Source organism: Fusibacter sp. 3D3 (assembly GCF_001748365.1).
Taxonomy (GTDB): Bacteria; Bacillota; Clostridia; order Peptostreptococcales; family Acidaminobacteraceae; genus Fusibacter_A.
On the sequence record NZ_BDHH01000027.1, the window covers coordinates 21,237 to 39,641 of the forward strand.

The 18,405-nt window shown below is 41.2% G+C and carries 10 protein-coding genes and 1 pseudogene; all 11 read right to left on the bottom strand.

The genetic code is table 11. The features are described 5' to 3' along the window. Window positions 1-12: 12 nt before the first annotated feature. The 11 genes and pseudogenes from iadA to F3D3_RS21055 all read right to left on the bottom strand — a co-directional run bounded on the left by iadA (window position 13) and on the right by F3D3_RS21055 (window position 18,322). On the bottom strand, window positions 13-1,176 hold the full coding sequence (gene iadA / locus F3D3_RS21010; RefSeq protein ID WP_069876403.1) for a beta-aspartyl-peptidase: 1,164 nt from the start codon (window positions 1,174-1,176) through the stop codon (window positions 13-15). A gap of 25 nt (window positions 1,177-1,201) precedes the next feature. After that, window positions 1,202-1,339 (bottom strand): annotated as a pseudogene (locus F3D3_RS23555) (N-acetyltransferase); the annotation flags it as partial. A gap of 5 nt (window positions 1,340-1,344) precedes the next feature. After that, complete coding sequence (locus F3D3_RS21015) at window positions 1,345-2,265, bottom strand: selenium metabolism-associated LysR family transcriptional regulator (RefSeq protein ID WP_069876404.1); 921 nt, start codon at window positions 2,263-2,265, stop codon at window positions 1,345-1,347. A 39-nt stretch (window positions 2,266-2,304) separates the two neighbouring features. Then, entirely contained in the window at window positions 2,305-3,144 is an 840-nt protein-coding gene (locus F3D3_RS21020; RefSeq protein ID WP_069876405.1) for a protein phosphatase 2C domain-containing protein, read from the bottom strand. 11 nt (window positions 3,145-3,155) lie between these two features. Further along, window positions 3,156-4,835, bottom strand: coding sequence for an iron ABC transporter permease (locus F3D3_RS21025; RefSeq protein ID WP_069876406.1), 1,680 nt, complete (start codon window positions 4,833-4,835; stop codon window positions 3,156-3,158). Between the two features lie 16 nt (window positions 4,836-4,851). Continuing rightward, window positions 4,852-5,889: an ABC transporter ATP-binding protein gene (locus tag F3D3_RS21030; RefSeq protein ID WP_069876407.1), complete on the bottom strand. Its 1,038-nt coding sequence runs from the start codon at window positions 5,887-5,889 to the stop codon at window positions 4,852-4,854. Window positions 5,890-6,000: 111 nt separating this feature from the next. Continuing rightward, window positions 6,001-7,125 (bottom strand): extracellular solute-binding protein, encoded by a 1,125-nt coding sequence (locus F3D3_RS21035; RefSeq protein WP_069876408.1) that lies wholly within the window; start codon window positions 7,123-7,125, stop codon window positions 6,001-6,003. 228 nt (window positions 7,126-7,353) lie between these two features. After that, window positions 7,354-8,550, bottom strand: coding sequence for an ATP-binding protein (locus F3D3_RS21040; RefSeq protein ID WP_069876409.1), 1,197 nt, complete (start codon window positions 8,548-8,550; stop codon window positions 7,354-7,356). Between the two features lie 300 nt (window positions 8,551-8,850). After that, window positions 8,851-9,279, bottom strand: coding sequence for a hypothetical protein (locus F3D3_RS21045; protein WP_069876410.1), 429 nt, complete (start codon window positions 9,277-9,279; stop codon window positions 8,851-8,853). Window positions 9,280-9,757: 478 nt separating this feature from the next. After that, window positions 9,758-10,207 (bottom strand): DUF4143 domain-containing protein, encoded by a 450-nt coding sequence (locus F3D3_RS21050; RefSeq protein WP_069876411.1) that lies wholly within the window; start codon window positions 10,205-10,207, stop codon window positions 9,758-9,760. A gap of 126 nt (window positions 10,208-10,333) precedes the next feature. Next, window positions 10,334-18,322: an S-layer homology domain-containing protein gene (locus F3D3_RS21055; RefSeq protein ID WP_069876412.1), complete on the bottom strand. Its 7,989-nt coding sequence runs from the start codon at window positions 18,320-18,322 to the stop codon at window positions 10,334-10,336. Between the last annotated feature and the right edge of the window lie 83 nt (window positions 18,323-18,405).

Sequence of the window (18,405 nt, forward strand, 5' to 3'; positions counted from 1 at the left end):
CCCTACGCCACATCATTCAAAGGTTCCACGCACCAGTGGCTTTCCGTTTGCCGTCATCTGCCGTCCTTTCGCAAACACATGGACAATCTCAAGGCTCTCCCTGTCGACCAAGACCACATCTCCCAGGCACCCAACCTCCAACCGGCCAACGTTCTTGAGCCCAAGCAGAGCGGCAGGAGTTGAGGTAATTGACTGAATGGCAGTTTCAAAAGGCACGCCCAAGGCTACGGCATCGCGGACGGCACCATAAAGTGAAGTGGGCTTCCCAACAGTGATTACCATCAAATTTCCTTTACTATCAAACACTGGCAGACTACCCTGAGCATCGGAGGAAAAACTAATTCGATCCACTGCAACACCCGCGTTCAAACAACGGGCCATGGCCTCTCCCGCAGGCACCTCACCTTCTTCAATGAACTGAGCATTAGTGCAGGTCGTAAAATCAATCAAGCCTCCACGTTTACCATAATCCATGGCTTTCTCAACCAACTCTGGATTACGGTTCATATGTGTCGGGAAGAAGTGCTTGATCGGAATCTCCGTTTCATCTAAAATCCGTTCCACCAATTCCAGCATCCGGGATCCATCTCCCAGATGAATGTTGATGATTCCCGTTTTCCCTGCCAACATGGCACCAACCCTTGTATCTGCAGCTAATCGTTGAAATTCATCATAGGTCGGCTGCGAGGACCTGTGGTCTGAAAGCGCCACTTCTCCCACCCCTATGACCTTGTCAATCAGGATTAAATCCCGCATGACTGAACCCGTCATGCTCGAAAGGGGAATCCGATAATTCCCAGTATACATATAGGCGTTAATACCTTCAGACTCTAAGGCTCGAATCTTTGCTAGGAGCCCTTCAAGACTCCTAGTAACGCCATCGGTACCAAGACAGCCCACAACTGTGGTAACGCCTGCTATTGTCAAATCTGTCAACTGTATTTCTGGAGTCCTCGTTGAAAAGCCTCCCTCTCCACCCCCGCCACAAACATGTACATGGGCATCAATGAAACCAGGCACTGCAATTAATGAGCGTCCGTCAACCACCTGAATATCAGGCAACGTATTCGTATTAATATCCGCACCAATTGCGAGTATCTGTTCGCCACCCAAAAGGATGTCGCCTTCAGTGAATTCAAAATTTCCGATTATTTTTACGGCTTGAATAAGTATCATGGTATCCCTCCCATTTAAAGTTTCACCATTTGTACCACGCAAGTTTTGTGCCATACCCCATTCTCTGATAATCTGGCAAAATGCAAAGCGGACCGAAAGTAAGAATGTCTTTTTCTTCCCCAGATTCATCGATTAGTTTTGTTTTCGTATACATGATATTCCCATTGTTCATCTATATACCTCCGATGTATTACCGTTGAACTTTTCTAAAACCAAGTTCTTAAATTTCTCATCAATATTAGAAAAATATTTATTTTTATGATAGATATAATAAATGCCTCTCGTTAAGTTGATCCCTTTAATTGTTAATGGCATTATTGACCCCTCATTGACTTCTTTATCAATCGACAGCCTAGAAATGATGGATACACCAATGCCCTTTAATATCATTTTTTTAATGATTTCGTTGTCCTCAACAATTGCTTTTATTTTGAAATCTTTGATGGCATAGTGCTCAAGCTTCATAGCTTCTTCAAAGGTCTTGAGCGTTGCAGAACCCGTTCCTCTGATCAAAATATCTTGCTCAAGTAGGAATTCCAAACTGACTTCCATCGTATCGAGGTGATTGAACTTATGAGCAGGAACAGCGAGAACCAGTTGATCCTTAGCAATTTCAATGCTTTCAATGTTTTTCTTTTTAACGTGTATGCCTGTGAAGCCAAAACTTATATTGCCGGATTCTACGGCATCATAAACTTTTGAGGAATCCATCTTTTTAATATTGTAAGTGATATTTTTATATTCTGTTGAAAAATCAAGTAAGATTTCATCCAGTAGATAGTTAGCGGGTAATGTGCTTGAACAGATGGTCAATTCACCCGAAATTGAATTTTCATTTTGGACCATTTTTGCAAAAATTTCTTCTTCTTTATTCAAAATTGTAGTTGCATACTTGTAAATTTCTTTGCCCTCTTTAGTAGGAATAATATCATTATAACTTCTTTTTAAGAGCACAATACCAAAATCCTTCTCAAGACTTTTGATCTGTTTTGTCACAGCAGGTTGCGATATGAATAATTTTTCTGCAGCTTTTGAAAAACTCTTTAAATTTACCACTTCAATATAGGTTCTAAGATAGGCCGTATTCATACTCACCCTCCAATCTATTGTTATTTGTTGTAATTCATTTTAAAGGTCAATGTAGATTGCAGTTGCATCATCATGTACTCTTAAACGCTTATATGCCGTAAAATCAACATCATTATCTTCGATACTTCTAATCTGATTTAAGACTGCCTCTAAACCCTCCGATTTACAGCTATCCATCAATTGAGTTAAGGTCATCTTCTTATATTTGCTATATATGGCTGAGTAACCATCGCTCATCATCAATATATCCTGAATTTTTGACAGCTCTATTTCTGAGTAAATACCATGCTTAATGCCCTCTATGTCATGTTCTAAGATGTAGTAGCCCTCTTTGGAATTCATTTTCATTCGGTTCTGCCTGAGTACTTTTAATTCTTCATCTGTATACCCATTAAACGCAATACAATTTTTCCGTTCTTTATTATTAAAAATCATGTCAATCACTTCTTGATCTAGTGCTTCAATTTTTTCATCAATTATCGTTTTGATCTTACCCTCTTGAGTCCGAATATTGATTTCTGAATCCCCTAGAACATAGCTTTCTACAAAGCCACTATTTATTCTTACAATCGCTATGGTTGCCGATGCACGGTCTAACTTAGACAAATTACTGATGTCAGCATATTGAGAGAATTCTGTATTCAACAATACCATGCCCTCTTCTAGAATAGTCACAATGCTTTTATTAAATTGTTCTAGATGATTAGACAAATAACGATGCCACCAATGCACCATCCAAATCACATCGCTACTCTCTTTTGTAAACTTAGCTTTGCTCAGTGGTAATGCACCATCAATGATCCAAAAGGCATGTTCTGTTTTGCCATGTATATCTTCATTATTGTCTTTATAGCTATTCGTTATTGTCTCTATTTTCATATACTGCTCCTTTAATATTTGGGGATTTTGCTTATAAATACACTCGCCACCAGTGCAAATACAACTACTAACGCCCCATATGCCATGGCTAAACCTATTTCATATTCAAATATGCCATTCACCATTGCAATGGAAATCGGTTTATTTTGGACTGTATATAAATAGGTGGATATGGTATATTCGCCAATGCTGCGAATAACAATGAGCATCGTCCCGCCCATTATACCAGGGGTAATGATGGGGAGCACTACTTTTCTAATGGTTTGAAAAGAGCTGCCTCTGAGACTTTTGGACGCTTCTATAAAAGTGTTGTTTAAGTTTTGAAAGGATATTGTCGTCGTTCTAAACATCAGTGGTACTTGACTCACAAAATAGGCAATCGGTAAGAGTATATATTCTCCGACGAGTATTTGATTTCCAGTAAATGGCGTCGGATGATTAAAGGCATTAATCATATTGATGGCAATCGCACTTGCGGGAATCGCCCATGGCATCATAATTAAAGCTTCTATCATTATTTTAAATTTGAACTTCGTTTTGACGATGATATAAGAAGCTGGCGTTGCAATGGCGATGCAAAGTATTGCCGTTAAAAGGGCCATTATAAAACTATTGATAAAAGGCGCTAATGATCTTGATTTCGTAAATATTTTGATATAATTTGCCATTGAGAATTCTTTTGGATAGATCTCAATCATCCATGTCCCAGGTTTAACAAATGAAAGCATAAAAACCGTTACAATTGGCAAAAGAATAAAAAGGACTAATGAAAATGCCAATATCATTAAGATCATTTTAACCACTGGATTGTTGATTTTCTGAGGCTTTATGCCTACACCTTTAACAGAGGATTCAAATCTACATTTATTCTCATAATGCCGCATAACACCCAGAAACATAAAGGAGACGAACGTTAAGATGATCACTTGTGTCGCTGCAATATCCATATAATTGTTTGCTTTGGAGAGTAAAATCTGAGTCGTCATGACCTTGTAGCTGCCACCAATAATGCTTGGGGCTGAAAAGGAACCAATACCAGTCATAAACGTGATAATGCTAGACGCAATTATCGCTGGCTTAATAAAAGGCAAAATGATTGTCGTCAAAATTTGCCACTTGGTGGCCCCTAAGTTTCGAGCCGCTTCAATGGTATAACGATCTATATGTCTGATTGCAATGGACACATTAACATAAAAATAAATGTACTGCGTATAAGCGTGAATAAAAAGAATACCGCTTAGTCCTGACAACTTAAAAGGAATTTCATCTAGTCCTAAAAGGGTTTGAAGGGTTTGAATGGTTTTCGTAACAAGGCCACTTTCGCCATACAATTGAACAAACGCAAACACAATCACGAGCCCCGGTAGAACAATGGGCAATAATAGCAACTTATCGATTGTTTTTCTAAACGGCATCTCAAAAAAATGAACCAAGAATGCCAATAAGGTGCCGATAAAGCCACAGACGACAACTGTTAAGACACCCAGTATAATCGAATTTTTCAGCGCAATCACATAAGATTGAGTATTAAAAAAATGAATGTAATGGCGGATTGATAAACCATCTTCCGTGATTAAGCTTACCTGAAAGGTCTTAAGGACAGGATAAAGAATAAAGCCAACTAAGCTCCAAAGTAGCAAACTGATCACGGCAACCTTTAAAAAACTTGATTTATGATGCAATTTTTCCATGGTTACGAGCACCTTCTTATTCATTCAAAATTTTAATACATCTTGGTTCTAAGGTTAAATAGACTTGTTGTCCCCTTTTATATTCGGCCCCAATTGTGTTGAGCTTTATTACTTTTAGTTCTAAGGCTTCAACAGTTACGATGTATTCAATGAGTGGACCACTCATACTTACTTTTTTCACGATGCCACTTAATGTATTAAGGCTCCCCTCTGTTTTATCAGAAATCGTAATATCTTGTGGTCTGATAGATATATATTCACCAAGTGAATCCTTACACAAGTCCAAAGACACAGTTGAGTTTAATACGGCCTTGTTGTTTTCTATCTGAACCTTAAACAGATTTGTATCTCCAATAAAATTGGCAACAAAAACATTAGCAGGTGCCGTATAAATTTCATAGGGTGTTCCCACTTGGACACAGTTGCCTTGATCAAACACTGCAATCCGATCCGACATGGTTAAAGCTTCTGTCTGATCGTGGGTCACAAATAGGGTTGTTATTCCTAATTGACTTTGAATCTCTTTTAACTCCATTCTCATTTTATCTCGAAGTCTTGCATCTAAGTTTGATAGCGGCTCATCTAACAACAATAACTTCGGTTGCATTACCAACGATCTGGCAAGTGCCACGCGCTGTTGTTCGCCCCCTGAAAGTTCTGAAACATTTCTTGCCTCGTAGCCTTCAAGGTTAACCAGTTTTAAGTATTTGGTCACTTGTTGCAGGATCGTTTGCTTACTGTCTTTCTTGTTTTTTAAGCCGTATGCCACATTTTCAAATACATTCATAAACGGAAACAGCGCATAATTTTGAAAAACCATGCCTACATTTCTTTTCTCTGCAGGTGTGTTCGTCATGTTGTTCCCTTCAAATGTAACGGTGCCTTTTTCCGCTTGAACAAACCCAGCAATAATGCGTAAAAGAGTCGTTTTGCCACATCCTGAAGGTCCTAAAAAAGTAAAAAACTCCCCTTCTTTAATGGACAGATTAACTTTATTCAAAACACACTTTTGCTCATATGTTTTTTCTATATTTTTCAGAGATAACAGTTCCATGTATGGCCTCTTTTTTTATGATTTCATTTCATTTCATTTTATTGTAACATAAAAAGATAAGAAGTCAGCTTATAGCCGCTTCTTATCTTCATATTTTACATGAGTTTTAAATTATTTTTCAACATCTTTATGGCTATCTTTAATCTCTGTATCCCATTTTTGCATCCATTCAGATTGTTTACTTGCTAAATCAGCCCAGTCTACGTTCATTGCATTAATCTCAAATGCCCCCATCCATTCTGGTGAAGTTGCTAACGCTTCTGGATTTGTAGGCATACGATTAAATTCGGTTGCAAGCATTGCTTGAACTTTTGCACTTCCAGCAAACTCGACAAATGCTTTTGCTGCATTTGGATGTGGCGCATTATTAATAGCTGCAATACCGTCTGTAATAATCGGTGAACCACTGACTGCATTTACAACTTCCAGTGGCATACTATTATTAACTTTATTATCTATAATCGAATTTAAGGGTGCATAACTTATACTTGCCTCTTTACGACCAACAGCTTGAAACATTAAGGATTCACTACCATAATATTGTTTTGTATTTTGATCTAACTGTTTCATATAATCCCAGCCAGCATCTAAAGTTGAAGTCAACTCAAATTGTTGTAGCAAACTTGAATAAGTTGCTCTTGCTGATGATGACAGAGCATTTCTAAAAACAAGTTGATCTTTAAATTGTTCTTTTGTAAGGTCAGCCCAATCTTTAGGCGCATCTTCAGGCGCTATAACTTCGCTGTTGTAAAACAGCATTACAGGTGTTTGAATGGTACCAAACCAATAGTTTTCGCTATCTTTAAATAAGGGATTCAGTGTACTTGCCCAAGTGGGTTCAAATGCCTCAAATAAATCATCTGCTTTTAATTCCATGAATATTGAAGACGCGCCTCCATACATAACATCTGATTGTGGGTTTTCTTTCTCTGCGCGAACGCGTTCTGCTAATTCACCTTTAAGATTAATAAATTCAACCTTAACACCTGTTTCTGCTTCAAATGCTATCGCTACAAGTTCTAGCATGTCTTCACCATGTGTAGAATAAATGACTACCTTATCTTCCAAGTCAGCGACTGGTGCCTCTGTTTGTACTTCAGCGACTTTTTCTTCGCTATTTGCCGGTGTACTCTCCACAGCAGTATTTTCTGCTTCACTCGCTTTTGTACTGCAGCCAGCTAAAGAAAATAGAGCTACCAATACAAGTATTATGCTTATTATTTTATTAAATTTCATTACGTGCCTCCCCTTAATCAATCCGTATGTCCATTCGGTTATCATACTTGTCATGGTTTCATAGGTTTCCTGTACTCACAACCTTTGTATTTTACCTAAGAAACCCACTTGACACAATAGATATTACTTATTTTCATATTAGGAGTAGTCGTATAATAATTGATTATAGCGATCGGTTAAGCACGCAAAGGGATTCAACCTGTATTTAGACATAGTGGCAGATTCAAATTATCGATCAAGTAAAAAATCAATAATATTTATATGCTTAATGCCCTCTCTAGAAAAATCCAATTTGTCTAATGATAATACATATTTGGGGAAATTATCATTTATTGAGTCGTATGCGCCAAACTCTCTTTTTACAACATTTTCATCTGCGAGCAAATAGGCAACTTGATAATAACTGCGCTGATCTCCATCCATTAAAACAAAATCGATTTCACCGTTTGTTGTTTTTCCAACATAAACTTCATATCCACGATAAATCAGTTCATTGTAAATAACATTTTCAATTAATGCACCAATTTCAGTCTTAAATCCTGTGTTATTGATTTTTGAAAGCCCTAGATCAGTCAAATAATATTTATCCGATCTCGTCAAAACCTGCTTTCCTCTTATATCATATCGAACAGCTTTATTCATTATTAACGACGATGTTATAAATTCAAGATATGCATATAACGTTTCAGTTGAGACTTTTCTGTTTACACTTTCAAAATACTTTGAGATGGATTTTGCTGAAAATGTTTGAGACGTGTTCATAACCATATACTCAACGATTCTATTTAATATGTCTACATCTTTAATCTTACTCCTTTGAACAATGTCTCTCAAAACGATGGAATTATATAAATCTTTAAGATACACTTTTGTTTCTGATTCCGTTTTCATTAAAAATCGTTGAGGCATACCGCCGTAATTAAGATATTCAAAAAAGACATCATCAGAAATTCTATCATTATCTATCGCGTTAATTTCACAGTATTCCTTAAATGAAAAAGGCATTACAAGGAAACTGACATATCGACCTGATAGATGCGTTGCCAATTCACCAGATAGTAGTTTTGCGTTTGAACCCGTTATGAAGATACTACAGTTCAAGGTCGCCCTAAAAGAGTTTATTGCTTTTTCAAAGTTCATAACATTTTGTATCTCATCAAAAAATAAATAATATTTCTGATGATCTTTAATTTGATCTTTGACATATTTATGTAAATCCATTTCATTTTCAATAAACGAATTTTCTAAATCCTCAAAATTCAGATAGATAATCTTAGAATCTTCAACACCGCTTCTTATAAGCTCAGCTTCAATTTGTTTAAGTAAAACTGATTTCCCTGACCGACGGATTCCAACTATGACTTTTATGAGATCCATTTCATAAAATGGTCTGATTCTTTTTAAATATGCTTCTCTAATAATCAAAACAATACCCCCTTTTTATTTTATTATAACAAAATTTTTTAGCGAATTCAATTTTTATTTTGTTTTATCAAAATAAAATGATTAGGATTTTTTTTATTTCTCTTCCTCAAAATATTAGAAGAGTAGATTTAACGACATCTACTCAGAACTTAAAAAAGATTTGAATTGTTTTATCATATACTTTCCTTAATGTAATCATCTGATGTATGATATTCTTTAAAGTGTTTGACACTTTATATTTGATCAATCTAATTAGAACTTTAATTTTAAAAGAAACAGCCCTAGAGCTGTTTCTTTACATTAGTTTTCCTCAATATTTTTTTGAATAAAAAAAGCTTCAGTGCTATCATTATAACTCAGCATTACTTCGACTTTTTCTTCACCTTCTTTATACCCCCAATAGAGATCATCGAGACCATCCATACTAGCTTTAATATATGCAATATCTTTATCATCAAGAGTATCCTTTATCGAAAGAATAATTTGTCCCTGATTATTTAATACAAATTCACTTATTTCATAATTTTTAGAAATAGATTCATGAACATAATTCATATAATTTTCATGTGAATTCTCTGTCAATACTACAGTATTGTCTTCTGGACCAGTTGGGTTTGTGGATACTTCACCGGTGGTAACATGCCGTGGTTTTATAACAATAAAGCCAACAACAACAACAACAATAACAATAACTACTAAGAATACCATGATTAATTTTTTTTTAGACATAACACCCTTCCTAACTATTAATAATTAGTTACAGATATACTTAACATCCCGTTTAATGTGTTATAAAAACTTGAAAAAACTGAAAAACCACTATTTCCATTATAGTAGGAGTTTAAGCCTAGCATATGGCTAATTGAAGTATTTGAATAACTGTTATCCCAGCTGCAACTGTAAAGATTATTTGAAATAGTATATTGACCATGCATAGTTATAATATACCCATTTGCCATATCACTCACATAAGACGTCGTAATCGTAACTGTATACGCCGTTGATTTTATTCCAAAAATATTCGTATGATAATAAGTAAATGTTTTTGTTGAACTTGAATTTACAGCAGTTTTTAATGCTCCAAAAACATTATTATTTTTTTGCTGAAACAACTTCTTCTGAAACAACTGATAATGTGCTACCATCCTTGTAAGTATGAATTTTTGTTTCTATCCCATTTGCTAATTTAGATGAATTACATCTAGTCTCAAATGAATTTAATTCGTCTAAATTGTCCACATGTGTAGTCCATCGTAAGAAGATACTTCGGATTATGGTCCTTAATGGCACCTAACGATGAAAGCGCCCTTTTTAGTGTCTGCTCTTCCATCACCGTCTGAGAAATCTGGTAATACGTTTGTCCTTCAGCATTAACCGCGATAAAATCAACCTCAGCGTCACCTACTTTGCCTACATAGACTTCATAGCCTCTTCTTAAAAGCTCTAGATAAACGATATTCTCAAGGATGTGCCCCATATCTGTATGTTTCGTTCCCAAAAGAAAATAGCGAGGTCCAATATCAGCGACGTCATATTTTGATCCCTTAGCGAGGTATTGTTTCCCCTTTATATCGTATCTGCCAACCTTATAGACAATAATGCATTTGAACCTGTGATATATAAATCCACATTTTTTATGAATCTCTTGAACTATCAAGTTTGTAAAACTCGTTTTATAAACTATAAGTATAGGGTTAGGGTGTCAAAAGTCAGTCCGCTAAAACTGCTTATGGCAAGAGCCTGCTCTTAGGACAGAGAGCAGGCTCTTAATCAATTGTGTTTTTTACTTTGTTTTTCTTATGCCTTTTTCATCGACTTCATAGCCATCTATTTTGGTGCTTTTAGCAAGAGAACCATCGGTGTAAAAGTAATACCATTTGCCGTCAATCTCAATCCACTTGCCAGATACCATCAGACCGTCTTTCGTAAAGTAATAGGTCATACTGTTTCCGTTTGCACCCAGATCCCAAAAGCCGACTAACATGGTCTTACCTGAATAATAACGCCAGTTATCGCCGTCTTTTACCCATCCGGTTTTCAGCGTACTGTCAGTGTTGAAGAAATACTGCACGCCATCCACGGTCTGCGTACCAGTTAAGGCCTTGCCGTCCTTGTAGTACAGATACTGTCCAGCGTCGTTATGCGCCCAGCCCTGGGCTGTATCAGGGTTGATAGTGAGTTTGATGTAACGGTTCAGCATGGAAGAAACCTCCGCACGGGTGGCATTTCCTTTTGAATTAAACTTGTTGTCACTGCCGCCTATCATAATGCCCGCCTGCTGCATGGCTTTCACAGCGTCTGTGTAAACACTGCCAATGCTTGAAGCATCGGCATAAGTTGTGGCTTCACGCGTAATCGGCAACGTATAGCCGGTTGCTTTTGCATAGTTCGCAAAGATCACCGCAATTTCCTCACGGGTGATTGCTCTGTCGGGTGCAAACTGATTATTACCGATACCTTGAATGATACCTTTCTTGTATGCCCAATCAATATAGGAACAATATGCACTGTCAGACTTCACATCTGTAAAGCTGCTCGTAGGGTATGCTTTGGCATCCACTCCCGCCAGTCTGCCAAGCGCTGTTACCAGCATTCCCCGTATCATAACGGCGTTTGGTGAAAAGGCTGTGTCCGAGGTTCCAGAAAGGACCCCTCTTCCTACTACATAATCGACAGATTCCTTTGCCCAGTGGGTGCTGAGATCTGTAAACTTGGCTGTCGGTGCGGTATAACCGATACCATACTGTGAGAAGTGAGGCGTTGTGAAAATAACACAGCCGCTATTTGCATCATAGGCAGAACCTGCAATGCGAGTGGCGTTACCCTCTGCATCTAAATAGACAGCATACAGACCGCCAACGGCTTCATTCTCGCCCAGTGTATATGGGATAGATACAGTTGCGATTCCATCGCCGAAGCTGGATATACTTTTGCCGTTGCCATAATCAACGGTGATGTCATATACCGGTCTTGTCCCAATCCATTTTTTTGCCGCATCTGTAAGGTTTGTCTTAGGTGCGATGGCAATGTTGATATTACCAGTGCTCTGCTTTTGAATTTCTGCCAGTGCCTTTTTGTCGAAACTTACCTGCAAGAGCGAGCCGTTGATTTCAAGGCTGCTTACGCCTGCGCTCACAAGGCTATCCAAAGAACTGCGTGTAAGGGCCGCCGTCAGGGAATCTGTGTCCTTTGGCATGGTTACATTAAGTTCAACAGAAATTCCATTTGCTGTTTTACCTTGTGCCTTTGCCTCGGCTTGTACTTTCGCGATTGCATCGGTCACTGCTTTATCTGGAATAGATGCACTTGCCGCTCCATTCGTCCCCGCTGTTGCTATGACAGAAGCTGCTGCCGTTATCAGATGGTTTGGCTGCTTTTCTGGTGTTGTGGTCGTTGTTGATGTTGAGCTTTCGCCTGAGGAAGAATTGCCGCTTGATGAACCACCGCCTGAGGAGCCGCCATCACCGCTGCTGTTTGTGCTGTAATTTGCCGTTACGGTAACCGCCTTCCTCAGCATCGTAAAGGTTGTTGTGCTTGCTGTATGGCTTGCAAAAGTGACCCCGTCACTGCTGCTCCAGCCGGTGAAGGTATAGCCACTACGGCTATCTGCCGTAATGGTCACGGTCTGACCCGCGCTGTAGCTGCCGCCGCCCGTTCCATCTGTCGCGGTTACAGTATAAGTCGCATTAACCACGGTCATTTTACCGCTTTCGTAGCTGACGGTATAACTGTCAGCGTTCGCAAGCGTTCCACCACTGATGAGAATGTTATATTCACCAACCGTATTGGTGTCCATAGCAGTCGTGGATACGGTCGGGCTGATAAAGGTGTCGCTTCCTACAAGCCCTGTTGCGGTGTAGGTCAGTACTGGCATTGCCGCGCCCTTAATAAGGTTCAGCTGGTCATTTGCCTTAACGGTCAGAGCCTTTTTACCAACCGTCAGTGATACCGATGTGCTCACTTCATTGTAGGTGTTGTTTGCCGCCTTGGTAGCGGTAATGGTCACGGTACCAGGCTTGTGAATCGTCGCTGTGGTACCGGAAATGCTGATAATCGTCGGATCGGAGCTTGTAAAGCTGGCTGTTTCGGTTACGCTGCCACCGTTTGTAGAAAGTGTAAACGCATCATCACCATAAGTCTTTGTACTGATACTGCCTATATTAAGTGCCGCTTGATTCTGCTTATTCATGTCAAAGCTAAGTTCTATACTGGTGGCGGTGTTATAATTACCACTGCCGGTGTAAACTGCCTTAACCTTGTAAATCTGTTTAGCAAGCCCTGTCCATGTGTAAGTTGCCTTGCCACCTGTGATGGTGACAGCAGTTGCGCCTGCAATATCTTCTTCATTGCCGCTAGTGCTGTTCACAAACTTCACGGTGCCGGTAGGCGTTTCACCATCACCTGCACCCGTTAGGGTAGCCGTCAGTGTCGCCTTAAGGCTTCCCGCATCATCGGAAAGATCTGCGCTTACTGTCACAGCAGGCGTTACTTTGCCAACTGTAATGGAAACCGTCTTGGCAGTGTTTGTGATAGTTTCATAGTTTGCCACAGTACCAGCATTCGGCATAAAGGTGACCTCATAGCCGCCATTTGCCACAGTCGGAACTGTATTTCCATTCGTCCATGCAAAACTACCGTATTCGGTGCTTCCACCCGTCAAAACGCTTGAAGACAGCTTCTGTCCATAAATAATGCCGCTTGCCGCTGGGTAGGTAATGGTTGGTGCTGGTGCTTTCGCGATGGTGAAGGTTCGGTTTACCGTTCCAGTATAATTGCCTTTTGCGGTAACCGCTACGGTTGCTGTTCCTGCACCTGTGTTGGTACTATAGCTATAATCATAATCCGATGCCGTAATGGTTGCTGTGCTGTCGGTTACTGCGACCGTTGGCACTTTTGCTGCTCCGTCATAGGTGTAAGTTCCTGTTACTTCTTCGATTGTCACGCCTGCCGCCGTTAAGCTCTTACGAGTCATGGTCGGCGTTACCGATACCGTCACCGTGGCATATTGCACCGTATTGTCAGGTGTAAAGACTACATCATAAGTTGCTGATGTTCCTACAGACGGTTGATCCGTGCTGGAAACACTCCAGCTTCCAGCCACTCCATTGGTACTGGCTGGCTGAGATACCGTCATGTCCTTGACTTGCTGTCCATAAGTTCCTGTGAGAGTTGGATTCCCTGCAAAGACTGGCTGTGTCGTTGTCGTCGTAAAGCTTGTGCTCACCACACTGCCGTTATTTTCTGCACTGTCTGTGCCCACAGCATACATGAAATAAGTGGTATTTGCTGTCAGACCAGATATTATGGCTTCGAGATCCTCGTCCGCCTTACCCTCTGTCACGCTTACCGTATTCTTTTCTGTGGCATCTAAAATCTCCTGTGCTGTAATACCACTTTGTTCGGTGGTCTTGACCACATAAGCAATAGTTCCTGTTTCATTCATCTGTACTTTTGCTGCTCCTGACACGTCTCCAAGATCAGAACCCCCAGGCGCCGTTAAGGTAACGGTAGGTGCCGTCTTGTCAATGACGATTCCATCGGCGCAGATATAAGCGCTTCTGTTGCCAGCCAAATCCACCGCATACGCATAGATGACATATTTGTTCTCCTCAGTAATGGAGAAGCTATCCCCCTCTGTAAAAGAGAGCATATTTAGTTCCTCTGCTGTTTTGACTGTCGTACTACCGGTGGTATCCATATAGTAATAATACTTTTCCACGCCGGAACCACCGTCTGTAGCCGATATGCTGACGGCCTTGTTTTCCTTAAAGAAATGCCCAAAGGTAATCTGATTCAGGAATCCTTTCCAGTTGTTATTGCTGATGTGGATACCGTCAGTATCGACTGAAAATGCTGGGGCGGTTTTATCAATGTTTACGGAAACGGTTTTTCCATCCGTGATATAGCCTGTGCCATTTTGCTTAAAATAGAGCGTTTTCGTTATAGCGCCCTCGCCGCTTAACAGGTAGGACTCCGCATAGGTTCCGTCTAGATGATCGCTTATGGTATAACCCGCCGCCGTAATGGCTACAGCTGCGGTGTACCAGTCCGCTTTTGTAGTGCTTCCGTTATAGGCAAATGTCGGTTCTTCTGTAAGGTAATAAAGCCCTATCGTGATAGAATTCTCACATTCCAAATGATTTTGGGTTTCTGGAATGTTCACCTTTAGAGTATAATCTCCTGGCTCAACGGGTGTCCCTGAAAGAACCTCTCCGCTGCTCTCTACCGACCATGTAAAGACCACCTCTGAATAGTTTGCTCCCGTAATGGTCATTTCCTCTGCCGCAGGGTTGGGAATAGGACTTCCAGTATAGGTGTGCAAGGTAGTGTAATCGGACTTGATGCCAATGGTGGACTCCGCTTTGTAGATCGTAATCTCCCTTGTGGCGATTGCCTCGTTGTAGTTCGTATCCGCTGCCTTTGTGGCAGTCACAGTCACCACACCGGCACCTAGGATCGTTGCAGTGCTGCCACTGATGGAAAGCATGCCGTTATCTTCAGGCACAGAATAGGTTACAACACCTTCGCCATTTCCATCAACAGCCTCCAGTGTAAAAGGGTCATCCCCAAATTTTTTATCTGTAACATCGGTAATCATAAAATCTTTTTGATCTGCTTTGGCAATGGTTTGTTCAAGCACTGCACTGGTTACGCTTACATAGTTTTTGCCCGTACCGTCGGCGCTTGGCGTATAAACGGCGGTGAAGCTGTGCGCTCCCGCGTCGAATATTTTCTCCTGACCCGTCTGATATAAATCGACACTGACTTGATTTACTTCTACAACGTCATTTCCATCTATTTTAAAAGTCACTGTGCCACTAGGAATTTCTCCGTTGACACCGCTGACCTCCGCCCTAAAATACACGCCCTCGCCATAGATAAAGGGGGCGTCTTCGTAGGTGTCAATTTTGAGGTCTATCGTCGGCGTTGCCTTTTCTACCCTAAATTCCGCACTTTCGCTGTTCACGATATAGCCATCGCAGGAAACCGCACAATAAAAGCTGTGTGTGCCTGCGTCAAGACCAATAGGAATGGTCAACGTGTTGGAATTTGTTCCCACTGCAGTATCGCTGGTTTCACTGCCGCTCTTAACCCGATACCACTGGTAGGCAATCGTACTGTCAACTGGTGCTGCGGTAGTCTTATTCGCCGTTACGCTCATAGTGGGCGCTTCGGTGTAGCCGTAGGTTGCGTTTGCAGCGTTTTGCGGATGGTCGGTGATCTGCACGGGCACTGGTTGAATGGTGACAGGATTACTCAGAAAATAATGTGCTAAATCATTCTCATAACTTCCAGCATTTGCAATCCGGTTTACCCAAGTATTGTTTGCATTCTTAAATCCATAGCCGCTTGCCAGTAGGCTGGCGACTATAGTCTTGTAAGCAGTATCAATATGTTCATATTCCCCGCCGGAAAGAGCAACGCTGTCGCAGGCATCAAAAATTGTTTCGTTGCCGCTGAAGGTACCACCGGAAATCACCACATTCACGGATTGGAAATAGGTTAACCACATGGTAGTTTGAGTGGTTTGTATTGTACCACCTTGGATGGTAACTGTCCCCGAGAAATAAGCGTCCAGCACCCAGCTCATACGACTGCTGTTCTCATTTTCATAGATGCCGCTTTCAATGGTAAGATTGGAATCAGCAACAGATATTGTACTTTGAGCGGTACTGGTAGTAAACTTCCCATTTGTATCACTATCTTTTAAGGTTACATGGCTGCCATTTGCGAGTTTTAATCCGACATCACTGGCGGTACTCGACCATGTTTTACCATTTAAATCTATGGTAAACGTGCCAGAGGTGACCTCCACCTTACTTGACGTGGTTGCGTCAGCAAGGAGTTTGACGGTACTGTTTGGCTTACTCTTTGCCGAAGTAATAGCTGTTTCCAGTGTCGGGTAACTCACAGAACTACCATTCGCTGCTATCACTTCATAATTTCCAGTAGCACTGGTAACAAACAATATTGCATTATTCGAATTTACCGTATAACCATCACAAGTCACAGCACAGTAGTAAGTATAAGTACCCTCCGCAAGACTGGTATCAACTGTATAGCTTACGCTTGTTCCACTGTCAATGACTGCGCCGTCCTTATACCACTGGTACGAAATGGCTTTGCCGGAATCAGCAGGTATCGTTTCCGCCGTTACAGTGAATGTGGGTGCTTCTGCTCCTGCATAACCAGGTGTTGCAATGACGTCCTCTGACTGTGCGGTGATTTTGACTGGTGCAGGCGTTACTTCTACATTGTAAATTTCATATCCACTCAGTATGGATGTATCTGTCACAACTGAACTATCACTTCTGTTTCTGTAGACATAGCCTTCTCCCAGTACATCTCCTACATTTTCATACGCCCATTGTATACCAGTATAGCTTCCTCCCTCCAAAGTCAAGGAGCAATAGCTGTCGCCATAAATAGAAAATGCATTCTCCTTCGTAATACTTCCACCGCCTACACTGTCTTTTACGGTAAGGGAAGCAATATTGCCACTACTTCCCTGCAACTTAAATGCCATGGAACCGTATGAATAGGTGCTATTCACGCACTTCCCATTCAAATCAAGGGTGAACGTACCCGAAGTGATTAAAACAAGGTTTTCTGTTACCACATCCTTCAGCAGTGTCACCGTACTGCCGTTCATACCTTGTGCCGCAGTAATCGCTTCCTCAATCGTATCATAGTAGGTAAGCGTGCCATCGGAAGCCTTTATTTCTGCCTCTACAGTTGCACTGATGTCCTCGGTGAGCTGTGCCACAGTGTACACAGAAAAATGCTCCGCTAATGCTTCCACTGTCTCTGTCACATCGTCCACAGTGGTGTCAAGTCCCTTTGCCTCGCTTAAGGTATCATCCATGTGAAAGACCTTCAGCTCCTGTGTTGGCACGGCTTCTTCTGTCACCATAGGCAGCTGCGCAAAGGAGACTTTTACCTCGCCTTTACTGGTATCGGGTTGAAGCGCGTTACCGTCTGCATCGGTGATCGTGATGTCAAAGGAAACCAGCTTCGTTACGGTTTTAGCAGTATCTTTTGATTTGACTTCTTCACTGACCGCACTTTGGATTTTCTCTTTGTCCTCTGTGCGGGTCACCTTCTCGGCATGAAGAACAGCCCCCTCTGGGAACACGTCCTTTTCCGCTTTAACAGTGATTTCGATGCCGTCTATGGTCTGGCTTTGGCTGAATGTCCACTTGCCGTTGTTCTGAACCTGCATCTGAGGCTGAATTTGAACCTGCATTTGAGCCTGAATCTGTACCTGAATTTGCGGCAGGCTGACGCCGTCCCCAAGGACATAGCCCGCTGGCAGAACGGGCTCATAGTAAAATATCGCACCTGCACGCTGTGAATCAAAGGTGTCTGAACTACTGCGCTCTAAATTGATCTGCCATGTGATGCCCGTAATCGTCCGCTCTTGTGAGCTGATTGCTTGAATTTCGGCCTGCTCAGTGTCTGTACCCTCTAAAGCCACGCTAATTGCAGATCCTGTGGTACTTTCCACCCCATAACCCGTGAGTATGACGCTGAGCGTATTGGGCAGTGTGATCTCCGATTTCTCCACGCCCACCGCAAACTGCTGATTGGTAATCTCACTGGACAGCTTTGCAAAAGCGGTAATCGTCTCCGCTTCCTGTGCATAGGCAGAAAGGCCATAGCCTGTGATCGGATTCATCATCAGTACTGCCAGCATTACCGCCAATAACTGCTTTGCTTTTTTTCTGACAAGAACGCTGTTTAGGCGTTCTGCGATTTGTTTTGTTTTCATAAGCTCCTCCATCGCTCAATGCCCTTTCTTAATACGGCATTGCTTCGCTCTCTTCTTTTTCTAAAAATCTAAGACATCCTGTT